Below are 26693 nucleotides of genomic sequence, written 5' to 3'. Positions count from 1 at the left end.
CCATGCGCACCGGTGTCTTCCACGAGTCCCATCGTTCCGAGGAACAGCTCTGGGATTCACCCGCGGCGCGACGTTCGATCGCGGTGTTCGTCATCGCGCTGCTCGCCTTGCCGTTCTACGGCGGCGACTATGTGCTGGCGATGGCATGCATCGTCGGCATCCACATCATCGCGACGCTGGGCCTCAACATCACCACCGGCAGCACCGGCCAGATCTCGCTCGCGCATGCGGCCTTCCTCGGCGTGGGCTGCTACACCGTGGCCTGGCTCGCGAAGCTGGGCGTGCCGTTCTACTTCGCGCTGCCGCTCGGAGGATTGCTGGCTGCGGCGATCGGCATCGTGGTCGGGCTGCCGAGCCTTCGCGTGAAGGGCATCTACCTCGCGATCGCCACGCTGGCCGCGCACTTCATCCTGACCTTCATCTTCCGCGAGTGGGAGCCGGTGACCGGTGGCGTGCCGGGCACCTCGATCCCGCGCGCGAGCCTGTTCGGCTTCGAGTTCATCGGCGACCACCGCAACTTCTACCTGATCTACGCCTGTGTGCTGATCGCGGCGCTGGCGACGCGCAATCTGCAGCGCAGCTATATCGGCCGTGCCTTCATCGCGGTGCGCGACCGCGACATCTCGGCCGAGATCCTCGGCGTGAGCCTGCTGCGCACCAAGCTGCTGGCCTTCGCGCTCGGTGCGTTCTATGCGGGCGTGGCAGGCGGGCTGCTGGGCTACTTCTACGGGAACATCACGCCCGAGTACTTCACCTTCACGCTGTCGATCTACTACCTCGCGGCGATCATCGTCGGCGGCGCGACGGTGCTCGGCAGCATCCTCGGCGCGGCGTTCATGACCTTCGTGCCCGAGGTGCTGCGCCTCGTGGCGCACGGGCTGGCCGAGTGGGCGCCGGGTGTTGCCGGGCTGCTGCTGCCGATGGGGCAGGTGGTGTTCGGCCTCTTGATCATCGTCTTCCTGATCTTCGAGCCGCACGGGCTGTCGGCGATATGGACCCGCGTGCGCCGCGCCTTCCACCTCTGGCCCTTCATCACCTGAGCCAAGCCATTCATCTACAAACCAAGGAGACCGTCATGACCGATTTTCTGAGGCGCAAGTTGATCCAGGCCGCGGGCAGCGCCGCAGCGCTCGGCCCGTTCGCGATGCAGCGCGCGTCGGCACAGGCCAAGGGCGACATCGTGATCGCCGCCTCGCAGCCGATCACCGGCATCTTCGCTTTCGCGGGGACGGCGATGAACAACGGGCTCAACGACTTCGTGCTGTGGAAGAACGCCAATGGCGGCGTGGGCGGCCGCAAGCTGCGCTACGTGTCGGAGGACAGCGGCTTCAAGCTCGACCAGGGCGTGGCGATCTTCAAGAAGCTCATGGCGTCGGAGAAGCCGACCTTCTTCTATGGTGACAGCACGCAGTGGGCCAAGGCGGTGGCGCAGGACGCGGTCGCGGCCGGCACGATCATGACCTCCTCCACCTCGCTCGCGAGCTCGATGGCCGATCCGGTCGGCATGCCGCAGCACTTCGTGCCGGGGCCGATCTACGGCTCGATGCACGAGATCCTGATGGAGTACATTGCCAAGACTTGGTCGAAGAGCGACAAGCCCAAGATCGCCTATGTCTATGCCGACACCGAGTTCGGCCGTGACGGCATTCCGGCGGGCAAGGCGCGCGCGGAAAAGCTCGGCCTGCCGATCGTCTCCGAGATCGTGACCAAGCAGGCCGGCATCGATGTCGCGCCGGAGGTCGCCAAGCTGCGCCGCGCGCGGCCGGACATCGTGATCTTCCAGGGCTACATCCTCGCGCCCATGCCGGAGTTCGTGCGCCAGATGCGCGAGGCCGGCCTGCAGAGCCAGGTGATGGGCACCGCCTGGGGCCTCGACAAGCCCGCCTACGACGCGCTCGGCGCGATGGGCGAGTCGCTCAGCGGCGTGAGCCCGTACCGCTACGGCCACGAGACCGACTCGACCATGATCAACGCGATGCGCGACTTCGCCGCCAGGAACCGGCCCGACATGAAGAACATCTCGCCGTTCTACGTCAGCTCGTGGCTCTCGGGGATGGTGTTCGCCGAGATCGCGGAGCGCTGCATCAAGGCCAACAAGCCGCTCACGCTGCAGAGCATGAAGGCCGCGCTGGAGTCGATGAAGGAATGGGATTCGGGCGGCATCTTCGGCACGCTGGTGGACCTGAGCAAGCACCAGGCGCCGGTCGGCCGCATCTACCGGTACGACCCGAAGACCAAGACGATGGAGCCCGCAAGCTCATGGCTGAAGGTGTGAGCGGCACGCCGGCGCTGTCGATCGCCAACATCGAGGTGGTCTACAACCACTCGGTGCAGGCGCTGCGCGGGCTGTCGATCGAGGTGCCCGACGGCAAGGTGGTGGCCTTGCTCGGTTCCAACGGCGCGGGCAAGACGACCACGCTGAAGGCGGCCTCGGGCATCCTGCCGCTGGAGAACGGCCGCGTGGCCAGCGGGCGGATCCGCTTCTTCGGCGAGGACATCGAGCGCTGGGCGCCGCATGTGCTGCCGCGGCGCGGGCTCGCGCACGTGCGCGAAGGGCGGCATGTGTTCGCCGAACTCACGGTGGACGAGAACCTCGTCGCGGCCGCGAATGCGCTCAGCGGGCGCAGCGGCGGGCGCGGGCTCGACATCGAGGGCGTGTTCCACTACTTCCCGCGCCTCAAGGAACGGCGCAAGCAGCTGTCGGGCTACCTCTCGGGCGGCGAGCAGCAGATGCTCGCGATCGCTCGCGCGCTGATCGGGCAGCCCAGGCTCATCCTGCTCGACGAACCCTCGCTCGGCCTCGCGCCGCTGGTGGTGAAGGACATCTTCTCGATCATCGCCCGCATCAACCGCGAGCAGGGCGTCGCGATGCTGCTGGTGGAACAGAACGCGAAGGTGGCGCTCGGCGTCGCCGACTACGGCTACATCATGGAGAACGGGCGCATCGTGATCAATGGCCCGAAGGACAAGCTGCTCGGAGATGCCGACGTGCAGCGCTTCTACCTCGGCAGCGGCGAGAGCGGCGAGGGGCAGGTGAGCTTCCGCGAGATCAAGCACTACAAGCGCCGCAAACGGTGGTTGTCATGAACACGGACGAACTCAGCCAACTGACGCCGCCGCAGCAACTGCTGCGCTGGGCGCGCGTGCGGCCGGACGCGGTCGCGCTGCGGCAGAAGCAGTTCGGCATCTGGCAGCCGACCACCTGGCGCGGCTATGCCGAGCGCTCGGGCTGGTTCGCGCTGTCGCTTCTGGAACTCGGCCTGCAGCGCGGCGACAAGGTCGCGATCCTCGGCGAGAACCGCATCGAGTGGGTGCTCGCGCAGTTCGGCGTCGGACTCGCGGGCGGCATCGTCGCGGGCGTGTATCCGACCTCGCCGGGCGTGGAAATCGAATACCTGCTCCAGCTCGCTGGCGCACCCATCATCGTCTGCGAGGACCAGGAGCAGCTCGACAAGGTGCTGTCGGTTCGCGCCAACCTGCCCGAGTTGCGGCATGTGGTGGTGATCGATCCGCGCGGCCTCAGGCACTACGACCGCGCGGGCATCCACGAATTCGATGCGCTGGTTGCGCAGGGGCAGCGGCTCGCGTCGGCTCAGCCGGGCCGCATCGAAGCGCTGGCTGCTGAACAAAGTTTGGACGACATCGGCCTGATCGTCTTCACCTCGGGCTCCACCGGCCGGCCCAAGGCCGCGCAGATGACTTGGCGCGGTCTCGGCAGCGCGGCGCGCGGCCTCAACTCGGTGCTGGGGTGCAGCGAGGGCGACGCGCTCGTCTCCTACCTGCCGCTGTGCCATGTGGCCGAGCAGATGTTCTCGATCCATGTGCCGCTGACGACCGGCGCGGTGGTCAACTTCGCCGAGAGCCTGCGCACGGTGCAGGAAGACCTGCGCGAGCTCTCGCCGCAGGTGTTCTTCGGCGTGCCGCGCATCTGGGAGAAGTTCCACGCCTCGATCCAGACCAAGCTGCGCGAGGCCGGCGGCTGGCGCTTGGCGCTGTACCAGCGCGCGATGGCCTCGGTGGGCCGCTTCGCGGATGCGCCGCGCGCGAGTCGCAGCCTGGGACAGCGCATCGCGTGGGCCTTCTGGTATGTGGTCGTCCTGCGCGCGCTGCTCAACTACGTGGGCTTGCGCCGCTGCCGGGTGGCGATCTCGTCCGGTGCGCCGATCGCGCCGGACATCCTGCATTTCTTCCGCGTGCTCGGCGTGCCGATCCGAGAAGCCTACGGACTCACCGAAGCCTCGGGCGCGACCACCATGCAGCCCAGCGATGCATCGCCGGTCGGCACGGTCGGCGTGCCGTATCCGGGCGTCGAAGTGCAGCTCGCGGATGACGGCGAGATCCTCATCCGCGGCGACGTGGTGTTCCGCGGCTACTACCGCAATGCCGAGGCCACGGCGGAGGCGATCGACGCCGAAGGCTGGCTGCATACCGGTGATGTGGCGCGCTGGGACGACGGCCCCGCCGGCCGCGAGCTGCGCATCATCGACCGCAAGAAGGACATCATGATCACCGCCGGCGGCAAGAACATCACGCCGTCGGAGATCGAGAACGCGCTGCGCATCTCGCCCTTCATCAAGGAGGCGATCGTGATCGCGGACCGGCGCCGCTTCGTCTCGGCGCTGCTGCAGATCGATTTCGACAACGTCGCCAACTGGGCCGAGGCGCATGGGCTAGCCTACACCAACTACAAGAGCCTGGTCGAAGAGGAGAAGGTGAGGGCGCTGATCGACGGCGAGGTCGCGGCGGTCAATGCAAGGCTCGCGCAGGTGCAGCAGGTGCGCAAGTTCCATCTGCTGGTGAAGGAACTCGACCACGACGACGGCGAAGTCACGGCGACGATGAAGGTGCGGCGCAAGTCGATCGCGGAGAAATATGCGGATGTGATCGAGGCGATCTATGCCTGAGGCGCTGCCGCGCGGAGCGACGCTGGAAGGGGCCGCAGAAGGGGTCGCGGTGCTGCGCATCGCGCGGCCCGAGCGGCTCAATGCGCTCGACGACGCGACCGTTCGCCTCATCGGCGAGCTGCTCGACCGCGTCGATGCCGATGACGGTTGCCGCGTGCTGATCGTGACCGGCGAGGGCCGCGGCTTCTGCGCGGGTTTCGATCTGTCACTGGCCGGCGATGCGCCGGGTAGCGAATATGGCGAGACGCAGGCGTGGACGAAGCGGCAGGAGCTGTTCGCGGGCCTCGTCACGCGCCTGCGCGGCCTGCGCCAGCCGGTGATCGCGGCCGTCAACGGGCCGGCCAACGGCGCGGGGCTCGGCATCGCGCTCGCAGCCGAGATCCGCATCGCCGCGAAATCCGCCTCGTTCAACGCCGCGTTCGTCAAGGTCGGCATGTCGAGTTGCGACATCGGTGTGAGCTGGCTGCTGCCGCGCGCCGTCGGCAGCTCGCGTTCGTTCGAGATGATGCTGACCGGCCGGATGGTTCAGGCGGAGGAGGCCGCGCGCATCGGCCTCGTGAGCGAAGTGGTCGACGACGATGCATTGATGCCGTGCGCCCTGGAGATGGCGCGGAGCATCGCCGCCCACAGCGCCTTCGCGGTCTGGATGACCAAGCGCGGCGGCTGGGCCAACCTCGAAAGCGCGAGCCTCGCCGGCGCGATCGAGCTGGAGAACCGCACGCAGATCCTCGCGCGCACCACGGGGGATCTCCAGCGCGCTGCGCAGGCTTTGATCGGTCGCCCAAAGCGCGGCGCATGAGCAGCCCTGCAGCGACGGCCGGTTCGATCCAAAAGTATATTGATGCTGATCGTACGCCAGTGTACGATATGGCTTCCAGCGGCCGGAGCCACCGGCCGTCCCTAGACAACACGGAAGAGACATCCATGGTTCTGACCGAAGACCAGAAGGCACTCCAGGAATCGGCACGCCGGTTCGCGCGTGAGCGCCTTCTCCCCGATTACCAGAAGCGCGAGAAGCTCGGCGTGCTCGACCGCGACCTGCTGCGAGAGATGGGCCGCCTCGGCCTGATCGGCGTCGACCTGCCGGAGCGCCTCGGCGGCCTCGGCTCGGATGCGGTCACGACCGGGATCATCGCGGAGGAGCTGGCCTACGGCGACTTCAACATCAGCGCGGTGCCGGTCGGCGTGTCGCTCAACGCTGCGATCCTGATCCGCCATGCGCAGCCGGCGGTGGTCGAGGAATGGGTGCCGCGCATGATCCGCGGCGAAGCCGTGGTCGCGATCTGCCTGACCGAGCCGCGCGGCGGCTCGGACGCGAGCAACCTGCAACTGCGCGCGCGGCGCGACGGCGACCACTACGTCATCAACGGCGAGAAGACCTCGATCACCTTCGCCGACCGCGCGGATGCCTACCTGATCTTCGCGCGCACGGGCAAGCCCGAGGATGGCGCCAAGGGCGTGTCGGCCTTCTTCATCCCGGCCGAGACGCCCGGCATCCAGCGCACGCATTTCGACGACGTGGGCAGCGCGATCATCGGTCGCGGCTCGGTCTTCTTCGACGATGTGAAGGTGCCGGCCAGCCACATGCTGGGTGACGAGGGCAAGGGCTTCACGCAGGTCATGCAAGGCTTCGACTACAGCCGCGCGCTGATCGGACTCCAGTGCGTCGGTGCCGCGCAGGCCTCGCTCGACGAAGCCTGGGCCTATGCGAAGGAGCGAGAGGCCTTCGGCAAGCCGATCGGCCAGTTCCAGGGCGTGAGCTTCCCGCTCGCCGAGGGCGAATCGCAGATTGCCGCGGTGCGCCAGCTCTGCTATCACGCGCTGGCGTTGCGCGACGCCGGCCAGCCGCATACGTCGGAAGCCGCGATGTGCAAATGGATGGGGCCGCGCAACGCATTCGACGTCATCCACCAGTGCCTGCTGACCTTCGGCCACTACGGCTGGAGCAAGGATCTGCCGCACCAGCAGCGCATGCGCGACGTGATGGGGCTGGAGATCGGCGACGGAACCGCCCAGATCATGAAGCTCATCATCGCCCGCGGCCGCATCGGGCGTGACGCGGTGCAGTACTGATCAGGAGCATCATCATGTCGTATCACTCGGTATTCCGCCCCGGCGTCTTCGAGGGCCGGACCATCATCGTCACCGGCGGGGGCAGCGGCATCGGCCGCTGCACCGCGCACGAGCTGGCCTCCCTGGGCGCCCACGTCGTGCTTGTCGGCCGCAAGCCCGAGAAGCTCGAGGCGGTGGCCGCCGAGATCATCGAGGACGGCGGCAGCGTCAGCACGCATGCCTGCGACATTCGCGAGGAAGCGCAGGTGGCAGAGGTGATCGACGCCGTGCTGAAGGCGCGGGGTCGCATCGACGGCCTCGTGAACAATGCCGGCGGTCAGTACCGCGCCCCCATGAAGACACTGTCGACCAAGGGCTTCGAGGCCGTGGTACGCACCAATCTGACCGGCGGCTTCATCTTCATGCGCGAGGTCTACACGCGCTGGATGGAGGCCAATGGCGGCGCCATCGTGAACATCATTGCCGACATCTGGAACGGCTGGCCCGACTACGCCCACTCGGGCGCGGCGCGCGGCGGCATGCTGACCTTGAGCGAAACCGCGGCCTGCGAATGGGCCGCATCGGGGGTGCGCGTGAACACCGTCGCGCCGGGCGGCATTGCCTCCAGCGGCTTCGACGCCTACACGCCGGAAGCGCAGGCGAAGATCCTCGAATATCCGCCGACCGTGCCCCTGCAGCGTTACGGCACCGAGGCCGAACTGTCGGCGGCGATCGTGTTTCTGCTTTCGCCGGCAGCCGCGTACATCACCGGCACCTGCGTGCGGGTTGACGGCGGCACGCCGAATGCGCGCGGCACCTGGAAGCTGCAGCCATCCGACCGAAGCAAGCCGTTCGAAGGCTTCCACCGCGCCAAGCAGCCAAAACTGTTGACCGAGGGGGTTCCGAAGTCGTGAAGATCGTGCTCGTTCGCCACGGGCGTCCCGACGAAGACGATCACGAGCGGCCGCACGATCCGCCGCTGCGCGCCGACGGCGTTGCGCAGGCGCGCGCGGTGGCCGACCGGCTGGCGCTGGAAGGCATCACGCGCATCGTGAGCAGCCCGATGACGCGAGCCTTTCAGACGGCGCAGCCGCTCGCGCAGCGGCTCGGCCTGGCGATCGAGACGATCGATGGCTGGGCCGAGGCCGACCGGCACGCGGGCCGCTACCGCTCCACCGAGACCCTGCGCGCACTCGGGGAAAGCGAGTGGTCGCGCTTTCTCGACGACCCGATCGCCTTCTTCGGCGGCGACACGGCGGCATTCCGCAGCGGCGTGCTGGACGCGCTCGGCGCCACCATCGGCGAGCTGCCGAGCGACGCGCACGTCGCGGTGTTCACGCACGGCCTGCCGATCAACGTGGTGCTGTCGCATGCGCTGGGCCTGCCGCGCCTCGTTCACTTCGCGCCCGGCTACGCGTCGATGACGCGGCTGCGCGCGCTGCCCGGCGGCGCGATCGGTGTCGCGAGCGTGAACGAGCGCAACCACCTGCCGCCATTGGTGAAACCTGCGCCTCGCGCCAGAACCTCTTCCGACTGACTCCAATGCAAACGCTCATGGACGATGCCGCGCTGGCGCCGAAGATCGCCGACTATCTCGCAGCGCAACTCGGCCATCCGGTCGAGATCGGGCCGGTGCGGCGCTTTCCGGTCGGCTTCTCGTGGCTCACCTACTCGGTGCCGGTGAGCGGCATCGACGGCGACACCGACACGCGCGAACTCATCCTGCGGCTCGGCCCGGACTATGGCCTCTTCGCGCCCTACAGCGCGCGCCCGCAGGTGCTGTCGATGCAGTCGCTCGAAGGCAGCGAGGTGCCGGTGCCGCGTGCCTACTGGAGCAGCGACGATCCGTCGATCCTCGGTGCGCCGTTCATGTTCTGCGAGAAGGTCTCGGGCGAGGCAGTGGTGCCCTGGGTCTCGGCCAACGAGCCGGGCCTCGAAGACAGCTTGCGCCGCCGTCTCGCCGAGCAGTTCATCGATGCACTGGCCGCATTGCACCGCGTCCCGTGGCAGAGCAAGCCGGTCGCCGAGCTCGCGCACGGCATCACCGCGCAGAACACAGCACGGCTGAACGTCGAGCACTGGGAAGCCCAGATCGCGCGCTGGGCGATGCGGCCCTATCCTCTCGCCGATTGGGGCGTGCGCTGGCTCAAGGCGCATTGCCCCGAGGCGCCGCGCGTGTCGATCGTGCACGGCGACTACCGCACCGGCAACTTCCTCGAACATGGCGGGCGCATCACGGCGATCCTCGACTGGGAGCTGGTGCATCTCGGCGATCCGCATGAAGACCTGGGCTGGGCGAGCCTGCCGATGTACATGGGCGGCAGCAAGCTGATCTGCCGCCTTGCCGAGCCCGAGTGGTTCTATGCGCGCTACGGCGAGAAGGCGGGCTTCGAGGTCTCGATGCCCTCGGTGCGCTACTACCAGGCGCTGTCGCTGCTCAAGCTGGCGGCCACCCACATGGCGGCGGCGCGCTGCTTCGAGGAAGGGCGCTTCAACGACATGCGCATGCCGGCGATGGGCAGCCAGGTCGCAACCTGCCTCAGGCAGATGGAAAAGACCATCGAGGGGAGACGATGAACAACTCCTTTGCCCGCCTCATCGACGGCATGAACGCCACGCTGCGCGAGGAAGTGCTCACGCGGCTTCACGACGAATTCGCGCGCGGCCAGGTCTACGGCGTCATCAACCTGCTGAACACCTTCAAGGTGCGCGCCGACTGGTCCGCCGGCTTCCTGCGCGAGCAGGTCGGCAAGCACTTCGACACGCTGGACCGGTTCGCGGCGCTCGTGCGGGACAGGGCGCCGGCGGTGCGCCTGCCGGAGTTGCCGGCGCGGCCCGCGCTGGAGTGCGCCTCGGTCGCCGAGCTGCTGAGGTTGCGCGACGAGGTCAATGGCGCGATCTGCGCGCTGCTGGGTTGGCTCGAAGCGCAGCAGGCCGGCCTCGGGGCGCCGCTGGCGGCCGAACTCGAAGCCCTGCTGCGCGACTCGATGCGCGCCGAGATCGCGATCGAACTGAAGAACTCGCCGCTTCCGCTTTTTGCGGAGATGTCGAGCGGCCGCGAGAGCTGAGTTTGATCCGCAGACCACGGACCAGGAACGCAGACGCCGAGCCCGGAGTGCAAGGTACAGTGAGCCGCATGGCCCAAGCAGACTCGCAGCCCGCGCGCTACCGCACGCTGGAGATCGCGCGCAGCGACGACGGCTTCGCGACCGTGGTGCTGAACCGGCCCGAGAGACTGAACACGCTGTCGAACGAGCTGCGCCGCGAGTTCGTCGACGCGCTGGCGGCGCTTGAACAGGACCCCAGCGTGCGCGTGCTGGTGCTTACCGGCGCGGGCCGTGCCTTCTCCGCCGGCATGGACCTCGACGAATGGGGTGCGACCGGCGAGATCGCCGCCGGCGCGTACGACAACGATCCGGTGCGCGCCATTCGCGCCTTCAGCGGTCCCGTGATCGGTGCGATCAACGGGCTCGCGATGACCGGCGGGCTCGAGATCGCGCTCTCATGCGATCTGCTCGTGGCATCGACGCAGGCGCGCTTCGCCGATACGCACGCGCATGTCGGCCTGCTGCCGGGCTGGGGCGGATCGGTTCGCATGGCGCGGGTCATCGGCCTCGCGCGCGCGAAGGAGCTCGCGTTCACCGGGCGCTACCTCGGCGCAGAGGAAGCGCTCGACTGGGGCATGGTCAACCATGTCGTCGAGCCCGAGGCGCTGATGCCCAAGGCCGAGGAGATCGCACGCCAGATGGCCGCCGCCGTTCCCGAAACGCTCAAGGCCTACAAGCGGCTGCTCGACGAAGGCGCGGCGCTGGGCATGAACGAAGCGCTGGCGCTGGAGCGCCGTCTTTCGATCGAGAACAACTCGCAAGCCGACCGCGCCTCGATCGATGCGCGCGTGGCTGCGATGGTTGCGCGGCGGAAGAAATCCAGATAGCGGGCGGGCCGGGGCGCCTGCCGGTGGGTTGTCTTCGCAGGCGAAGCCGGCTGCAGTGCGCTCCTCGGCGCTCCACAGGCGCACCTCAGCCCACCGGCAGGCGCCTCGGCCGGAAAGGTTTCAGCGCAATGCCGATGCGGCGCGATTCGCCTCGATCAATGCTTTGAGGGTGCGCGTGGATTCCATGACCGCGCCGAGTCAGTGCCCCGCCGCGCCCGGCAGGCGCGGGCTTCAAACCGAGTTCAACCAAATCCTAGGACTTTCGTACTAGGTAGGGCCGTAGGGCATGGGAGTTAAGTCCCATGCAAAAGGGGATGAATCTCTCATGTGCCCCGTTCCCCCTGTAACTACATTGGCTTACAAGTAATTCTTTCATACACATATGAACGCGGAATTCCGATCCCTGCTCGAACTGCTCGGCATGCTGCTGACAGATCCGCGCACGAGCGTGCTGATTGCTCTCCTGGTGATCGGCGCCGCCCGCGACTACCGGACGTTCAAGATCCCGAACTGGCTGACCTATGGCGGCGCGACCTTTGCGCTGATCTACAACACGGTCGTCCCGTTTCCCTTCCACGCGGGATTCTTGTGGGCCTTCGGCGGCCTGTGGGTCGGGCTCCTGCTGATGCTGCCCATGTACATCCTGCGCGCCATGGGTGCGGGCGACGTCAAGCTCATGGCGATGGCGGGTGCCTTTCTCGGCGCGAGCGATGCGTTCTATGCCGCGCTCTACGTGTTCATCGTGGGCGGCATCTTCGCCCTCGGCTACGGCATCGCGCACCGGGCCTTCGGGCGCGTGCTGCTCAACATCAAGGGCATCTTCGGCAGCCTGATCCTGGCCGCGATCACCAGCACGCGGCCGGACATGCAAGGCACCGTCACCAAGTCTGTCGGCAAGCTGCCATACGGGGTCAGCATCGCCCTCGGAACCATCGGCTACGTGGTAGCCCGGCAACTGGGCTACGCGTCGTAGCCCGTCTCGAAGCACGAAAGCAAGGGGCAAACCCATGAGGAATCTCAAAGCCATTTCCCTGATGATCCTGGCCGTCCTGCTCGGCCTGGCCGCCGCGGTCTATGCGGCCGGCTGGGTCGCCCGCAAGGGCAGCATTGCATCGAACAAGGTGGTCGTGGCGACTGTCGATATCGAGCTCGGCAGTCGCATCAACGAGCAGATGCTCTCGGTCACCGACTGGCCCAGCGGCTCGCTGCCGCCAGGCACCTACTCGGACCTCAAGGACCTGCAGGAGCGCGTCGCGAAAGTCGGCATCCTGCGCGGCGAGGCGGTGCTCGAAGGCAAGCTCGCGCCCAAGGGCACGCAGGGCGGCCTCTCGGCCGTGATCTCGCCGGGCAAGCGCGCGATGACCGTGCGGGTCAACGACGTCGTCGGCGTCGCGGGCTTCGCGCTGCCGGGCAACTACGTGGACGTGGTGGTCCATGCCCAGCAGGACAAGGGCAAGGGCGAGGAAGCCAGGCCGATCAGCAAGACCGTGCTCGAACGCGTGCTCGTGCTGGCCGTGGCCCAGGAGGCAGGCCGCGACGACACCAAGCCCAAGGTGGTAAGCGCCGTGACGCTCGAACTGAGTCTCGAGGACTCCGAGAAGCTCGACCTCGCGCGCAGCGTCGGCACCCTGTCGCTGGTGCTGCGCAACCAGATCGACGGCGACACCGTGGCCACCGACGGCATCACCAAGAACCAGCTCTTCGGCATCAAGGAAGCGCCCGCGGCGGCGCTGGCGCCCGCCAAGGTCGTGTCCGAAGCCAAGCCCAATGCGCCCCGGCCCCGGCCGGTGGCCCTGCCCGCGTCGCAATGCGTCGAAGTCGTGCAGAACGCCAGCCGCTCGCTGAGCTGTTTCTGAACTCATCACCCGAGGAGCCCAGCTCGTGACCACTCATATGTTTAGATCCAGCAAGACGGCCATTGCTTTCGCCGCCTGCGCACTGCTGATGACGGGCCCCGGGGCGGTCGGGCAGACGATGCCCGTGCAGGGCTCGGCGGTGGCCGCATCCGCCACCGCGCCTGCGATGGCCTCGGCGCAGTTCTCCGAGCACAAGCGCTGCTCGCGCGTGGAGGTCGACACGCCAGCCACGGTGACACTCGGCAAGTCGACGGTCATTCCGCTCAAGTCTCGCGTGACCCGGATACTCGTGAGCGGCCAGCCGCCGTCGCCGCGCCCCGTAGCCATGCCAGCCAACGGCTACGCGCCCACACCAGGGATGCCGATGGGCGCGCCGCCGATGCAGGCGAATGCGCAGGACGGCGTGGCCGAGATGGAAGTCATGCTGCTGAGCCCCACGGATCTGTTCTTCCGCGGCAAGCGCGCGGGCTCGATGAACGTGATCATGCAGAACGCCGAAGGCGTGTGCTTCATCAAGGACATCGTCGTCACCGTCGACCCGGGCGCCCTGCAGGCCAAGCTCGCGGAACTGATGCCCGGCGAGAACCGCATCAAGGTGCGCGGCGCCGAGAACTCGCTGGTGCTCAGCGGCGAGGTCAGCGACCCCGGCAAGCTGGACGAGGTCATGACCCTCGCGGCCTCCTACGGCGACGCCAAGAAGGTCGTGAACATGCTGCGCACCGCGGCGCCGCAGCAGGTGATGCTCGAGGTGAAGATTGCCGAGGTCAGCAAGACCCTGCTCGACAAGCTCGGCGCCAGCCTGGCCCTCACCAAGAGCTACAGCGGCGGCATGAACACCTACACGCTGCTGTCGAACTTCCTGAGCGGCGGTGCGGGGCTGATCGAAGCGCTGCGCGTTGGGCGCGCGCAGCTCCAGCTGGATGGCCAGAAGGATGACGGCATCGTCCGCGTGCTGGCCGAGCCCAACGTGATGGCGATCAGCGGGCAGCAGGCCAGCTTTCTCTCGGGCGGAAAGATCTTCATTCCGGTATCGCAGAGCGCCACCGGAACGCTGGCGCCCACCATCACGCTCGAGGAGAAGGAATTCGGCATCGGCGTGAAGTTCACGCCCACGGTCCTGAACGGCGGCCGGATCAATCTCAAGATGGTCTCCGAAGTGTCGGACCTGTCTCAGACCGGTTCGCCGTTCACAACGGTCAACAACGTCACCGCCGTGCTGCCTTCCCTCACGGTGCGCCGCGCGGACACCACCGTGCAGCTCAACGACGGACAGAGCTTCGTGATCGCGGGTCTCATCAAGAACAACATGACCGAGACCATCAAGCGCTTCCCGGGCCTCGGCGAGATCCCCGTGATGGGCGCGCTGGCACGCAGCACGGAGTTCCAGACCGACCAGAGCGAACTGCTGTTCGTGATCACGCCGCGCTTGGTCAAGCCCCTGCCCGAAGCGCCGCGCCTGCCCACCGACAACCACGTGGTGCCGACCCGCGCCGAGGTGTACCTGAACGGCGCAGTCGAGAGCGCCACGCCGCCGGCCGACGCGCCGCCGCCGCAATTCCAGCAGCAATAAGGAGTGCAGACCATGAAGACCCAAACCCTGGCCTTGCTGGTCGCCGTGCTGACGGCGGGCTGCCAGCACGTGACCCCGAACTACGACGCGCGCTTCGGCGATGCCGTTCGCGATGCGAAGCGGATGCAGACCATAGACCCGGACGCCGGGAGGAAGAACCCGGACATGGCGCTGGGCCTCGATGGCCAAGCGGCGCATGACACGCTCATCCGCTATCACGAGAGCTTCAAGGAGCCGCCGCCGGCAGTGAATGTCATCAACATCGGTGGCGCCATCGGGGGCGGCGGCGCCCGCTAGTCCTTGCGCACCTATCGATCAAACGACCTCTTCTGAAAGGAGTCCAGCCTATCGAAGAAAGAACACGCAACCAGATTTTCGTTTTCTCAATCAAGCATATTCTTATAGGTGAATATATGAACTCCATTCGCAAATTCCTCCGTGGCCTGGCAATCGAAGAAGACGGCGCACAAGTCGTCGAGTACGCGCTCATCATCGCGGTCGTGTCGATCGCCTTGGTCATTGCGCTTTCGGCCATCGCTGGTGGTGCAAACAACCCGTTCGCCACGTTCATCGCGCGAGTGACGACCTGCCTGACCAATACCACTCCTGGTTCCTGCAAGTGAATATATGAATGCCATTGGCAAATCCCTCCGTGGCCTGGCAATCGAAGAAGACGGCGCACAAGTCGTCGAGTACGCGCTGATCATCGCGGTCGTGTCGATCGCCTTGGTCATTGCGCTTTCGGCCATCGCTGGTGGTGCAAACAACCCGTTTGCCACGTTCATCGCGCGAGTGACGACCTGCCTGACCAATACCACTCCTGGTTCGTGCGTCTGATTCGCTGTGCGACGGCAGCGCCAATGCACGAGCGCTGCCAGTCGCGCATTTTGGACGTCGGTTCCAGTTGAAGTCTTCAACGAGGAGAGAGAAGTGCTAGCACGTTTGATTCGACAAGAGGAAGGCGCGCACGTCGTCGAATACGCGCTGATCATCGCGATGATCTCTATCGCGCTCGTACTGGCCTTGCAGCCTCTGATCATTGGCGCCAATTTTGCCGGCTTCATCGCGCGATTCCTGGCGTGCCTGACGGGCGTCTGCGCCTGACCAACGCCTTCTGCAACACCCATCCATGAGCGTCCACCCTATGCCAAAGCTCGCCAGCTTTCAACGACAGCGGGGCGCATTCATTGTCACAGCTGCGCTGTTCCTTTTGTTCCTGCTCGGCTTCATGGGCATCGCCCTTGACTTGGGACATCTGTTCGTTGTCCAGACAGAGTTGCAAACGGCCCTGGATAGTTGCGCGCTCGCGGCAGCCCAGGAACTCGACGGCCAGCCAACGGCACTGGATCGTGCCCGAAGCGCCGGCAAGACTTCGGGGAACTTGAACCGCGTCAACATGCAATCGACCGCCTGGGACGGCCAAGGCCAGCTAGTCGACGCGAGCATTACGTTCAGGGATTCGGCTTATGTGCCGACCACGGTCCCGGCTGTAGCCCGATATGCGCAGTGCCAGCACACGCAGTCCAACGTCAACATGTGGCTCTTGAAAATGATGGGGGCGTTCACCGGCGACGCCACTGCCTACCCGCCGACAGGCAATGTTGGGGCCATGGCCGTCGCCACGCGCGCCAGCGCGCAGACCACCTGCCCGGTGCCGCTCGCGCTCAAACCCAAGCCAACCGGCACCGCTCCGAACTATGGGTTCGCGGTCGGCGAATGGGTCACTCTGATCAACGCGCAGAATGCCGCAGCCGGCGGTGAGATTGGCTGGGCCAATCTCGACGGATCGAACAATGCCGCCGAAACGGAAGCCGAGCTGAACGGTCACTGCGGCACCAAGGTGGGCGACACCTTGGGCACACCCGGCGTGCAGACCTCCGTGGCCGATGCATGGAACTATCGCTTCGGGATCTACAAGAACTCCGGCAGCCCGGCCTCGACGGTGGGTAATCCGGACTACACCGGCTACGCCTATACCGCCACCAACTGGCCGGCCAAGCAGAGTGCCTATGACGGGCCGGCACCCGGCGCGGCTTCGCCGACCGCACAGAATTTTCTGACCAAGCGCCAGTCATTCGCTTCGTGCGCCGACACGGGAACCAAGGTCAACGGCGCGAACAGCTGCGAATCGATCACCGGCCTGTCGTTGAACAGTTTCCAGAACCTGGCCGCGCCCGGCAATACGACCGGCGGCCACAAGCAGTACGGACGCAGCCGAAGGATCGTCACGGTTCCCGTGATCAATGCCGCCAACGGCGTGATCGACTATGCATGCATGTTCATGCTGCAGCCGCTCTCGATCCCCATGACGAACGTCCAGCTCGAGTTCAGGGGCAATGCGTCGGCCACGAATAGTCCGTGCACGACGAGCGGACTGGCGGGCGGCGCGGCGGGCCCGCTGGTTCCCGTCCTGGTGAGGTGATCCGATGAGAAATAGACAAAGACAACGCGGTGTGGCACTGGTGGAACTGGCCCTGATCACTCCCTTGCTGCTGCTCCTGACCTTCACCACGACCGAATTCGGTCGCGCGTTCTACGAATACAACGCCGTGACCAAGTCGACGCGCGATGCCGTGCGGTACCTGTCTTTCCAGACGCCGGGCACCAAGATCAACGAAGCACGAAACCTTATCGTGTATGGCAATCCCGCGGGCTCCGGCACGCCCCTTGTCCGGGGTCTGACGCTCGCCAATGTGCCGGTTGCGAGCTGCTGCACCTGGCAAACCGCAGGCACGAACCCGGTGGTGAACACGGTGACGGTTCGGGTGACCAACTTCACCTTCCATTCGCTCTTTGCCGGCGTGTTCGGCACTGTCTTTGCCAATGCCAACGGTGACATCGTCTTCAGCGACATCACTGCCACCATGAGGGCCGCCACATGATGCATCGGCAATCCGGCGCCACAACGGTCGAATTCGCACTCGGCCTCATCGTGTTCCTCATGCTCCTCTTGGGGATCACGGATTTCGCCCGCATGCTCTTTACCTGGGGCGCGGCCAACGAAGCGACGAGGGCAGGCGCCCGCTACGCGGTCGTATGCGACGACACCGGCAACCAGGCACAGGTGCTGGCCAGGATGCAGGCCCTGCTGCCGCAGATCACCACCATCAACCTGGCCTGGATTCCGGCAGGCTGCAACGCCGCAACCTGCGAAGGGGTCACCGTGACCATCACGGGACTCGACTATCAATGGATTTCGCCGATTGCCGGTGCGGCCGCGCTCGCGCCCATTCCGATGCCGACTTTCTCGACCTTCCTGCCCAGGGAAATCATGCGCCAGGATCCCAATAGCCCCGCCATCTGCTCGTAAAGAAGATTGGATGCACGAAATGAAAATTGCCATCATCTCGCCCAATCGGGCCCACCTCGACAACATGTCTCCGGTTCTGAGTGCTCGAGGCCACACCGTGTTGACTTTCGACGGCGGCAAGAGCCGGATGCGGTCTGTCGTGGAGCAGGAGCAGCCTGACCTGCTGCTGGTCGACGGCATGTGCTGCGATGCCAACGAACTGGTGTTGGTCGAGCACGTGACGACGCATCATCCGAAGACCGCGATCGTGCTGCTGTGCGCGACGCACACGCCCGAATTCCTGCTCAACTCGATGCGCGCCGGCGTGCGCGAGGTACTGCCTTCGCCCGCCGGCCCCGCTGCGCTCGAGGCCATGGTCCAGCGTGTCGCAGCCAAGCTCGCGGGCTCGCACGGCCACGCAGGCGGAAAGCTGCTGGCCTTCATGCCGTGCAAGGGTGGCAGCGGTGCCACCTTTCTCGCGACCAACCTGGGCTGGCAGCTCGCGGAGCACAACTCGGTGCTGCTGGTGGACCTGAACCTGCAGTTCGGCGACGCGCTGTCCTTCGTGAGCGATGAAAAGCCCAAGTCGACCATCGCGGACGTGGCCCGCGAGTTCAACCGGCTCGATGCCTCCTTCCTCGCGGCCAGCGCGGTCAAGGTCACGCCGAGCTTCAGCTTGCTGGCAGCCCCCGAGGATCCTTCCATGGCCATGGAGGTGCAGCCCGAGCACATCGATGCCATCCTGGGTCTCGCCGTGCTCACGTACGACTTCGTCCTGCTCGATATGTCGCGCGCGCTGGACACCCTGTCGATCCGCGCGCTCGACCGCGCGCATCGCATCTATCCCGTGCTGCAGGCCGGCCTGCCCGGCTTGCGCAACGCCCGCAAGCTGCTCGGCGTCTTCAAGTCGCTGGGCTATGCGCAGGACAAGATCGAGCCGCTGATCAACCGCTTCGACAAGATCGGCGAAATCGGCGCGCAGGAGGTGCGCCGGTCGCTGGGCGACGCCGGGCATCGCCTGATCGCCGATGCGCCGAAGGAAGTGGCCGCCGCCATCAATCGCGGTGTCCCGCTGGCGCGACTCGCGCGCTCCAGCCCGGTGGTGCGTGACCTGGGCGAGCTGGTCTATGCCCTGTCCCCGCGTCAGGAAGTCAGTCCAAGTCTCTTCAACCGGCTGTTCGGCCGGGCCTGATCCTCGAAAGGCACCCATGTCCCTGCGTGAAAAACTCAATGTGGTGGCAGCGGAGTCCGCCGCCCGTCCCATGCTGCATGTCGCCTCCGACGAAGCCGCCAATGCCGGAACTTCGGATGCCTACAAGGCGCTCAAGAGCCGGCTGCATCTCAAGCTGCTCGAGAAGTTTGACCTGGCCGCGCTGGACACGCTGACGCCGGAGGCCCTGCGCAATGAGATTGCGACCATGGTCGGCCGCCTCGTGCTGGAAGAGCAGGCGGCGGTCAACGATCTCGAGAGCCGCACGCTGATCCGCGACATCCAGCACGAGATGCTGGGCTTCGGACCGATCGAGGTGCTGATGGCCGACCCGACAGTCTCGGACATTCTCGTGAACCGCTTCGACCAGATCTATGTCGAGCGCCGCGGGCGCCTGGAGCTGACCTCGATCGCCTTTACGGATGAGAAACACCTGCTGCGCATCATCGACAAGATCGTCTCGCGCATCGGGCGGCGCATCGACGAGTCGAGCCCGATGGTCGATGCGCGCCTGCCCGACGGCTCGCGCGTGAACGCGGTGATCCAGCCCATTGCGCTCGACGGGGCGATGATGTCGATCCGCCGCTTCGCGCACAAGCCGCTGAAGATGCAGAATCTCGTCGAGGACTTGAAGAGCCTGACGCCGCAAATGGCCCAGATGCTCGAGGCGCTCAGCAAGTCCAAGGTCAACATGATCATCTCGGGCGGGACGGGCGCCGGCAAGACCACGCTGCTGAACATCCTCTCGGGCTACATCCCGGAAGCGGAACGCGTGGTGACCATCGAGGATGCGGCGGAGCTGCAGATGCAACAGCCGCACGTGGTGCGCCTGGAGACGCGGCCGGCCAACATCGAGGGCCGCGGCGAGATCACGCAGCGCGCGCTGGTGCGCAACGCGCTGCGCATGCGGCCCGACCGTATCGTGATCGGCGAGGTGCGCGGCGCCGAAGCTGTCGACATGCTGCAGGCCATGAACACGGGCCACGAAGGCTCGCTGACCACCATCCATGCCAACAACCCGCGCGATGCGCTCTCGCGGCTCGAGAACATGATCGGCATGGCCAACCTCAACCTGCCGCACCGCGCGGCGCGCCAGCAGATCGCCTCGGCCATCACGGTGGTCATCCAGGCACTGCGCATGACCGACGGCAAGCGCAAGATCACGAGCATCCAGGAGATCACCGGCATGGAAGGCGAGGTCATCACCATGCAGGAGATCTTTGCCTACCGCCAGACCGGCGTCGGCCCGGAAGGCCAGGTGGAAGGCTACTTCCATGCGACCGGCGTGCGCCCCAAGTTCGCCGACCGGCTGCGCGCCTTCGGCGTGCCTTTGCCGGACGAGATCTTCGATCCGGCAAAAAGATACCAGTGAGGAGCCACGATCATGCAAGACTTCACGGGCAATTCCCTGCTCACGGTCGTGGTGCTGGTGTTCGTCGCCATGCTGCTGCTGCTCGAAGGCCTCTACTTGCTGTGGAAGTCATACAAGAGTCCCGAGGCACGGCAGCTCGAGAAACGGCTGCAGGCGCTCTCGGGCTCGCGCGACAACACGCCGCAGGCAAAGATCCTCAAGGAACGCATGCTCAGCGAAGTCCCGGCGCTGGAGCGCTGGTTGCTTCGGATGCCGCGCGCGAGAGAGCTGGACCGGCTGATTCTCCAATCCGGGCTCAATTGGACGGTCTCGAAGCTGCTGCTCGGGTGCGTTGCACTCGGCGTCTCAGGAGGCATGGCGGCCATGGTGATCGGACACCAATCCGAAGCATTCGGTCTGATTGCAGGCGGAACGCTCGCGCTGGCGCCCTTCGTTTACCTGAGCTATCGGCGCAGCAAGCGTCTGAAGCGCCTTGAGCAGCAGTTGCCGGAGGCGCTCGACCTCATGACGCGGTCGCTGCGCGCCGGTCATGCCTTTTCCTCTGGCTTGCAAATGGTCGGCGAGGAAATGGCGGAGCCGATCGCCTCGGAATTCCGCATAGTGCATGACGAGGTCAACTTCGGCGTGTCGCTCCAGCAGGCCATGGCCAACTTGACCGAGCGAGTCCCGATCACGGATCTGCGCTATTTCGTGGTGGCGGTGCTGATCCAGCGCGAGTCGGGCGGCAACCTGACCGAAGTGCTCGGCAACCTGAGCCGCCTGATTCGCGAGCGATTGAAGCTGCTGGCCAAGGTGCGCGTGCTCTCTGCCGATGCGCGGCTCTCGGCATGGGTCCTCGGCCTCATGCCCTTCCTGCTGGCGGCACTCATGAACTGGGGCAATCCGAAGTTCATGCAGCCTTTCTGGACTGATCCGATTGGCCTCGCGATCATCAAGTACATGCTTACGCTGATGTTCATCGGTGCGCTCATTCTCAGTCGGATCGTGCGCATTCGCGTCTAGGAGACTTCCATGCTCGTTCTTTCCGCGTTAGTCTTCCTCGCCGTCACGCTGGGGTTCGCGGGCGTTTACTTGTGGTGGGCGCCGACCCGGGCCGAACAGCGTCTGAAGGCGTTCTCCCCGCCCGAAAAGTCGCAGTGGACCGAGACCGTCGTCAAACTCGTGGGGCCCTTCGCGCAGCTTTCCTCGCCGACCGGCGACGAGGAAGCGTCGCCGCTTCGCCTCAAATTCCTCCGGGCCGGCATACGGCACCGTGATGCGAGCCTGATCTATTTCGGCATCAAATCCGTGCTGCCCCTGCTGTTTGGCGTCATGACCTTCGTCCTGCTGCGCGGGTTCAAGCAGACCGAGGGGATGACGCTCATCCTCTGGCTGCTCATTGCCGCGCTTTTCGCTTGCTATTTGCCGAATGCCTACCTCTGGTTATGCGCCAGGGGGCGCAAACGCGAGATCTTCGAGAACTTCCCCGATGCTGCCGATCTGATGCTGGTCTGCGTGGAGGCCGGCTTGGGCCTCGATGCGGCGCTGACCAAGGTGACTGACGAGATACGCATCAAGAGCGAGGCATTGGCGCAGGAACTGCACTGGACCAATCTCGAGATGCGCGCCGGCAGCGCCCGCGACAAGGCGTTACGCAATCTTGCACTGCGCACCGGCGTCGAGGAGATTGGAACCTTCGCCACCATGCTGACGCAGGCCGACAAATTCGGCACCAGCATCGGCGAATCACTGCGGGTGTTCTCGGACGACCTGCGGCATAAGCGCCAGATGCGCGCCGAGGAACTGGCCGCGAAGGTGCCGACGAAGATGCTGTTTCCGCTGGTGGTGTGCGTGTTCCCGTCGATCATCATGGTGGTCATCGGTCCGGCCGCGATCCAGGTGGTGCGCACGCTACTGCCGATGCTAGGCGGCGGGTTGCGCTAGAGGCGCGCTCTCAGACACTGTCCGCGCAATCCGGTGTTCTCTCGGGCCGACATTCCTCAACGTCCGGATCCCATCAGTGCGAAGGCTGGAGGCTGCGGCAAATTTCACGCATCGCATGGCTTTCAAAGAATTCAGTTCTTTATTTCATCTGCAATAGGAAACTTATGACTGCCTTTGCGCTAAAAACACGATTCGAGCGGCATGCACAGCAATCAGTCACGGACCAACGTCTCAGAACAAAACAATGGACGCCATCGCACTCAATCGAAATATAGATGGGGGCGCCACCGTGCGAAACATCGCCCGCATCCGCTTTGAGTTGGGCCTGATGGCCCGTCGGCGCCTGATGCTCCTGCGTGAGATTGCCCGCGCCTCGAATCCGAGTTTGGGGCGGGAGCTCGCATTGGAGCGTGTGCTCGGATTAATCCGAGAATTCTTCTCAGCCACGCTCTGCATCATGGTCTCGCGTGACTTCCGCTCGTCCGGCTACTCGCTGCGCATCGTCAAAGAGAATGAAGTCGAGTCCGTTTCCCTGCCCTTTGATGCTGGCGCGGCGGCGGTTTTGGTGGGTTTGCCCGACGAGCATCTCGTCACCTACCAACAACTGCATCATGATGCAAAGGCCAGATGCGCGGCGTACGACCTCCGAGCACGCGCATGGGTCGGATTGAATGTCGACGGCATTCAGTGTCTCGTCGATCTGCTTGGAGCGAGTTCTTTTGTTAGCGTTCCGGTACATTCGACACGGGCAACAGCGCGCATCTACGTTGTCTCTTCAGGCCATGCAGCATTGAGACGATCGGATGCGATGTTTCTGAATCAGATTGTGGCCTTGGGCTTTTCTTCCATTGGCGACGCTGAGGCTCCTGGCGGGGTGAGCTCCCGAGCGTTTGCCGTGCAGCAACGCGACATTTCCATACAGCCGTACATCGGGCTTCAGTTCGGGCTCGGCGCACTGCGAATCAAGGCTGGCGCGAATAACTTGCTGAGCGAGGACTTGGATTGTCTGATCGCCATGGCAGCAAGCGTGATAGCGGACGCTTTGGGTGAGCAGCCTCGCTTAAAAGCCGCCGCCCACGAGGCGATGTGCCTCGGATCATAGGTGGAGCATGGCATTGTGCGAGCGCATGGAAGCTAGCACGAAGCCAATTCGCGTTCTACTCGTGGACGACCACCGTACCGTGCTCTGGGGCATGGAGCGGCTGATCGAGAGCGGGAAGCCCCGCATGGAGGTTGCCGGCACCGCAACCACGAGCGGAGAAACTGAGACCAAGTTGCTTGAACTGAGGCCTGACGTCGTCCTGCTCGACCTGCATCTTGCGGGTGAAAACGGGCTGGACCTGCTGCCCTGCATCGTCTCCAAATCGTCGGCGCGTGTCTTGATCTTGACCGGCGAACGCGATCAGGAGCTTCTCGATCTTGCAATGCTGCGGGGTGCCCGCGGTATCGTGAGGAAGGACGGTCCGGCGGAGGAGGTTCTGAAAGCGATTGAGACGGCGCACCGGGGCGATCTTTGGCTCGAGCAGCAAGCGCTCGGGCGCCTTTTCAGCCAAGTTATGGAAACTCGTTCAGCTCCGATGGAAGAATATTCCCGCCTGACTGCTCGGGAGCGCAAGATTGTCGCCTGCTCTGTGGAAGGAACGGAGTCAAACGCTGCCTTGGCCAGGCGGCTATGCATCGCTGAAGCAACCCTGCGCAATCACCTGACCTCGATCTACCACAAGCTTGGGATTGCGAATCGGCTTGAACTGTACGCGTACGTCCTTCAGCATCCCCTCGCAGAAGAGAAGACAAAGAGTAGATCGTGACATCCGCAGCCAGCCTGTAGTCCAGAACCGTCCGGTTTCCGGTGAGGTTTCCCCGAGCTTGGGTTCCCCGGCGCCAATTCCATGGGAAAAAATCACACTAATGCGAACTTCGACTTCGCTTTAGTCGCATTCCTCGGTGTGCGGGGTAGCACGTATGTTGTAGCCTAATGTAACCAACACAGGAGCGGGGGGCCGTGCGGCTTGGTGGGGACCATGAAGGAAGCTGTAGAGATCGAGGCCGATGCGGGCGCGGCGGCAGATGTCGCCGATGCCCGAATGATTGCCCGCATGAGATTGGTGCTGGCGACGTCGGCATTCCTTGCGCTTTTTGTTCATCAAACGGGTCAGGACGACATCTATCTCGATGTCGGAACCCGCGCCGTCACAAGCTTCTACTTCTGCTACAGCCTCGTGATTTGCGCGCTCACGGAGTTCTTTCGCTTTCCGTGGCAAAGGACGAAGTGGGTCCATTGGCTGGATGTCTTTTGGTACGGGCTCTTTTTGATGCCGGCCAGCGGAATTCACGGCTTCTATTTCCTGTTCTTCTTCCTCGCGATCCTGACTTCCTCATTCCGATGGGGGTTCGAGGAGGGTGCGCGCGTCACTGTCGCATCCATCGTGCTTCTTGCGATGTCCGGCATCGTGCATGCAACTGAACCCGAGTACTCGCGCCTGCTGATGCGCGCAACATTCCTTTTGGCGCTTGGCTACATGAGTGTGTATTGGGGCGGCTCCAGGCTCGAATTGAGACGGCGGATGGAGCTCTTGCGCGACGTCAGCCGTGTGTCCAATCCTCGATTCGGCGTCGACCACACGGTAACGCAAATCCTCGAGAAAACGGTGCACTTCTTCTCGGGATCGAGCTGCATTCTCGTCCTGCGCGACAAGCACAACGGCAGCTACTCCATGCGCATCATCAAAGCCGGGTCGAGTGGTCAGTCGCTGCGCGCGGTACCGATCACGATCGAGGCGGCGTCTCCATTGATGGGAGTGGATGAGAACCTCGTAGTCGCCTATTCATCGCCTTCCTGGTGGCGGCCGGTCTGGTTGCGCAAGGCAGGCACCTACAACATTCAGTCTCGTCGATGGACGCGGTCCAATGACAGTGCTTGTCAGATGCTTGCAGAGCTCCTGGAGGCGCGCTCCTTCATCAGCGCCCCGTTAAGCGTGCGCCAAGGTCACGGTCGAATCTACCTACTCTCGTCCGACCACGACCTGAGCAGGTCCGATGCCATGTTCTTCAACTACGTCGGCGCCCAGGTGTTCCCAGTCATCGGGACCATCGAACTGCTTGACAGCATGGCTTCGGGTGCCGCCCTGAGGGAACGCCAGAAGTTCGCGCTGGACCTGCACGACACGGCGATCCAGCCCTACATCGGCCTCAAGCTCGCACTGAGCGCCCTTCGCAAGAAAGCCGCGCAGGACAACCCCTTGAACGACGATCTGGACAAGATCGCGGCACAGGCCACCAAAGTCGTCTCCGATCTTCGCCGCTTTGCCGGAACTGTTCGGGATGGTGCCCACGAAACCGAGCAGATGATCGTCTCGACCCTGAAGCAGCAAGCGGCCAACATGCGCGATTTCTACGGGATCGAGATAGATGTGCAGGTTGAAGGAAAGCTTGGCTTTGCAGATCGCCTGGCCGCCGAAGTGCTCAATGTCGTACGTGAAGGCATGAGCAACATCTGCCGGCATACGTTCGCGCAGCGCGGTGCGGTGCGGCTGCATTGTGCCGAGGACTGCGTGCGGATCCTCATCGAAAACGAGGCCGGGAATTCGGTGTCGATGAATTTTGTTCCGCGATCGATCTGCGAGCGGGCGGCGGCGCTCGGGGGCAGGGCACACGTGTGCCGCGGTCTCGGTGGAAGTACTGAAGTTCACGTCGAGATTCCAATTTGAAGATTGGAGGTCATGTTGGAACCCACACAGACCGCCGCAAGGCCGATCAACGTCATGCTTGTCGATGATCACCAGACCATGCTGTGGGGCCTATCCAGGCTCATCGATGGAGAGCGACCTCGCATGCAGGTGACGGGTACGGCACGAAGCTGCGAAGAAGCGCTTCAAAAGGTCGCGCGGCTCGTGCCGGATGTCGTGGTGCTGGATCTGGACCTCGAAGGCACAGGCGCGCTGGACATATTGCCTTCCCTGGTATCGAACTCAATCTCTCGTGTCCTGATACTGACCGCCGAACGCGGTCAGACGATGCTCGACAGTGCGGTGCTGCGCGGCGCTCGCGGCGTCTTGCGCAAGGACGCTGCGGCCGAGGACGTGATTCTTGCCATCGAGAAGATGCATCTGGGCGAGGTCTGGCTGAATGGTGCCACCGTCGCACGCGTCTTCGTGAATTCGGCGGATTCCAGGAGCGCGCGCAGCATGGATGCGGAATCTCAAAAGCAGCAGACATTGACCGCCAAGGAACGCAGGATCATCGATGAGGTTGTCGATCGAAACGGCGCACCGAACAAGGTCCTTGCCAAGCAACTCCTCGTGACCGAGCATACCCTGCTTAACCAGCTCAGCTCCATCTATCAGAAGCTCGGTGTCACCAGCCGCCTGGAACTGTATGTCTATGCGGTCAAGCATCACCTGAGCAGCGCGCCGTAGCGCGCTCACGCGCCATCGGTGAACATGGGGGGCTGCCAGGAGGATCGGGCCGGCGTTGACAGTCATCGCTGTCTCAGACTTCGGACATGTTGCTGGGGTCATTCGATGCCTCTTTGGACCTCAGCACAGCCCATCCCGGCCCCGGCCGGCGCCAGCCGACTGGAACGC

General features: G+C 64.7%; 29 protein-coding genes. All 29 read left to right on the top strand.

Features of this window, described 5'->3' with window-relative positions; genetic code table 11:
- Positions 1–2 precede the first annotated feature (2 nt).
- On the top strand, positions 3–1040 hold the full coding sequence (locus tag VAR608DRAFT_RS12840) for a branched-chain amino acid ABC transporter permease (RefSeq protein WP_088954416.1): 1038 nt from the start codon (positions 3–5) through the stop codon (positions 1038–1040).
- Positions 1041–1075: 35 nt separating this feature from the next.
- Entirely contained in the window at positions 1076–2275 is a 1200-nt protein-coding gene (locus tag VAR608DRAFT_RS12835; RefSeq protein WP_157730897.1) for an ABC transporter substrate-binding protein, read from the top strand.
- Entirely contained in the window at positions 2260–3087 is an 828-nt protein-coding gene (locus VAR608DRAFT_RS12830) for an ABC transporter ATP-binding protein (RefSeq protein WP_088954414.1), read from the top strand. Before VAR608DRAFT_RS12835 ends, VAR608DRAFT_RS12830 begins: the two co-directional genes overlap by 16 nt.
- Positions 3084–4904, top strand: coding sequence for an AMP-dependent synthetase/ligase (locus VAR608DRAFT_RS12825; RefSeq protein ID WP_088954413.1), 1821 nt, complete (start codon positions 3084–3086; stop codon positions 4902–4904). The genes VAR608DRAFT_RS12830 and VAR608DRAFT_RS12825 overlap by 4 nt, the downstream gene beginning before the upstream one ends.
- The gene (locus VAR608DRAFT_RS12820) at positions 4897–5703 is read left to right on the top strand and encodes an enoyl-CoA hydratase/isomerase family protein (protein ID WP_088954412.1); all 807 of its coding nucleotides are present in this window, start codon (positions 4897–4899) and stop codon (positions 5701–5703) included. The genes VAR608DRAFT_RS12825 and VAR608DRAFT_RS12820 overlap by 8 nt, the downstream gene beginning before the upstream one ends.
- A 125-nt stretch (positions 5704–5828) precedes the next feature.
- Entirely contained in the window at positions 5829–6977 is a 1149-nt protein-coding gene (locus tag VAR608DRAFT_RS12815) for an acyl-CoA dehydrogenase family protein (protein WP_088954411.1), read from the top strand.
- A gap of 14 nt (positions 6978–6991) precedes the next feature.
- Positions 6992–7870: an SDR family oxidoreductase gene (locus VAR608DRAFT_RS12810; RefSeq protein ID WP_088954410.1), complete on the top strand. Its 879-nt coding sequence runs from the start codon at positions 6992–6994 to the stop codon at positions 7868–7870.
- The gene (locus tag VAR608DRAFT_RS12805; RefSeq protein ID WP_157730895.1) at positions 7867–8493 is read left to right on the top strand and encodes a histidine phosphatase family protein; all 627 of its coding nucleotides are present in this window, start codon (positions 7867–7869) and stop codon (positions 8491–8493) included. The genes VAR608DRAFT_RS12810 and VAR608DRAFT_RS12805 overlap by 4 nt, the downstream gene beginning before the upstream one ends.
- A 5-nt stretch (positions 8494–8498) precedes the next feature.
- Positions 8499–9533 carry a phosphotransferase family protein gene (locus VAR608DRAFT_RS12800; RefSeq protein ID WP_157730893.1) on the top strand — a complete coding sequence of 345 codons (1035 nt, stop codon included), beginning with the start codon at positions 8499–8501 and terminating at the stop codon, positions 9531–9533.
- Positions 9530–10024, top strand: a complete 495-nt coding sequence (locus VAR608DRAFT_RS37005; RefSeq protein ID WP_157730891.1) for a hypothetical protein — start codon at positions 9530–9532, stop codon at positions 10022–10024. Before VAR608DRAFT_RS12800 ends, VAR608DRAFT_RS37005 begins: the two co-directional genes overlap by 4 nt.
- A gap of 68 nt (positions 10025–10092) precedes the next feature.
- Complete coding sequence (locus tag VAR608DRAFT_RS37000; RefSeq protein WP_157730889.1) at positions 10093–10890, top strand: enoyl-CoA hydratase; 798 nt, start codon at positions 10093–10095, stop codon at positions 10888–10890.
- Positions 10891–11272: 382 nt separating this feature from the next.
- Positions 11273–11863 (top strand): A24 family peptidase, encoded by a 591-nt coding sequence (locus tag VAR608DRAFT_RS12790; protein ID WP_088954407.1) that lies wholly within the window; start codon positions 11273–11275, stop codon positions 11861–11863.
- A 34-nt stretch (positions 11864–11897) separates the two neighbouring features.
- Complete coding sequence (cpaB, locus tag VAR608DRAFT_RS12785; protein WP_088954406.1) at positions 11898–12746, top strand: Flp pilus assembly protein CpaB; 849 nt, start codon at positions 11898–11900, stop codon at positions 12744–12746.
- A gap of 37 nt (positions 12747–12783) precedes the next feature.
- The gene (locus VAR608DRAFT_RS12780; RefSeq protein WP_088954405.1) at positions 12784–14316 is read left to right on the top strand and encodes a type II and III secretion system protein family protein; all 1533 of its coding nucleotides are present in this window, start codon (positions 12784–12786) and stop codon (positions 14314–14316) included.
- Between the two features lie 12 nt (positions 14317–14328).
- Positions 14329–14613: a hypothetical protein gene (locus tag VAR608DRAFT_RS12775; protein WP_088954404.1), complete on the top strand. Its 285-nt coding sequence runs from the start codon at positions 14329–14331 to the stop codon at positions 14611–14613.
- Positions 14614–14729: 116 nt separating this feature from the next.
- A complete protein-coding gene (locus VAR608DRAFT_RS12770) occupies positions 14730–14939 on the top strand; it encodes a Flp family type IVb pilin (RefSeq protein ID WP_088954403.1) in 210 nt (69 codons plus the stop codon).
- A gap of 4 nt (positions 14940–14943) precedes the next feature.
- Entirely contained in the window at positions 14944–15153 is a 210-nt protein-coding gene (locus VAR608DRAFT_RS12765; RefSeq protein ID WP_088954402.1) for a Flp family type IVb pilin, read from the top strand.
- 6 nt (positions 15154–15159) lie between these two features.
- On the top strand, positions 15160–15420 hold the full coding sequence (locus VAR608DRAFT_RS12760) for a Flp family type IVb pilin (RefSeq protein WP_443082934.1): 261 nt from the start codon (positions 15160–15162) through the stop codon (positions 15418–15420).
- A gap of 40 nt (positions 15421–15460) precedes the next feature.
- Complete coding sequence (locus VAR608DRAFT_RS12755; protein WP_172843845.1) at positions 15461–16738, top strand: TadE/TadG family type IV pilus assembly protein; 1278 nt, start codon at positions 15461–15463, stop codon at positions 16736–16738.
- A gap of 31 nt (positions 16739–16769) precedes the next feature.
- Positions 16770–17198 carry a TadE/TadG family type IV pilus assembly protein gene (locus VAR608DRAFT_RS12750; protein WP_331713032.1) on the top strand — a complete coding sequence of 143 codons (429 nt, stop codon included), beginning with the start codon at positions 16770–16772 and terminating at the stop codon, positions 17196–17198.
- On the top strand, positions 17198–17626 hold the full coding sequence (locus tag VAR608DRAFT_RS12745; protein WP_088958754.1) for a TadE/TadG family type IV pilus assembly protein: 429 nt from the start codon (positions 17198–17200) through the stop codon (positions 17624–17626). Before VAR608DRAFT_RS12750 ends, VAR608DRAFT_RS12745 begins: the two co-directional genes overlap by 1 nt.
- Positions 17627–17645: 19 nt before the next feature.
- Positions 17646–18797, top strand: coding sequence for an AAA family ATPase (locus VAR608DRAFT_RS12740; RefSeq protein ID WP_088958753.1), 1152 nt, complete (start codon positions 17646–17648; stop codon positions 18795–18797).
- Positions 18798–18813: 16 nt separating this feature from the next.
- Positions 18814–20187, top strand: a complete 1374-nt coding sequence (locus VAR608DRAFT_RS12735; RefSeq protein ID WP_088954398.1) for a CpaF family protein — start codon at positions 18814–18816, stop codon at positions 20185–20187.
- A 9-nt stretch (positions 20188–20196) separates the two neighbouring features.
- Entirely contained in the window at positions 20197–21189 is a 993-nt protein-coding gene (locus VAR608DRAFT_RS12730) for a type II secretion system F family protein (protein WP_088954397.1), read from the top strand.
- Between the two features lie 9 nt (positions 21190–21198).
- Entirely contained in the window at positions 21199–22110 is a 912-nt protein-coding gene (locus tag VAR608DRAFT_RS12725; protein WP_088954396.1) for a type II secretion system F family protein, read from the top strand.
- 244 nt (positions 22111–22354) lie between these two features.
- Positions 22355–23212: a hypothetical protein gene (locus VAR608DRAFT_RS12720; protein WP_088954395.1), complete on the top strand. Its 858-nt coding sequence runs from the start codon at positions 22355–22357 to the stop codon at positions 23210–23212.
- Positions 23213–23273: 61 nt separating this feature from the next.
- Positions 23274–23918 (top strand): response regulator, encoded by a 645-nt coding sequence (locus tag VAR608DRAFT_RS12715; RefSeq protein WP_231973471.1) that lies wholly within the window; start codon positions 23274–23276, stop codon positions 23916–23918.
- Between the two features lie 213 nt (positions 23919–24131).
- Positions 24132–25817 (top strand): sensor histidine kinase, encoded by a 1686-nt coding sequence (locus tag VAR608DRAFT_RS12710; protein WP_088954394.1) that lies wholly within the window; start codon positions 24132–24134, stop codon positions 25815–25817.
- Positions 25818–25829: 12 nt separating this feature from the next.
- Positions 25830–26525: a response regulator gene (locus tag VAR608DRAFT_RS12705; protein WP_231973469.1), complete on the top strand. Its 696-nt coding sequence runs from the start codon at positions 25830–25832 to the stop codon at positions 26523–26525.
- The last annotated feature ends 168 nt before the right edge of the window (positions 26526–26693 follow it).

It is taken from the genome of Variovorax sp. HW608, from assembly GCF_900090195.1.
Classification (GTDB): domain Bacteria; phylum Pseudomonadota; class Gammaproteobacteria; order Burkholderiales; family Burkholderiaceae_C; genus Variovorax.
The sequence above is the reverse complement of the archived record's forward strand: the minus strand, read 5'-3'. Positions and strand labels throughout refer to the sequence as shown.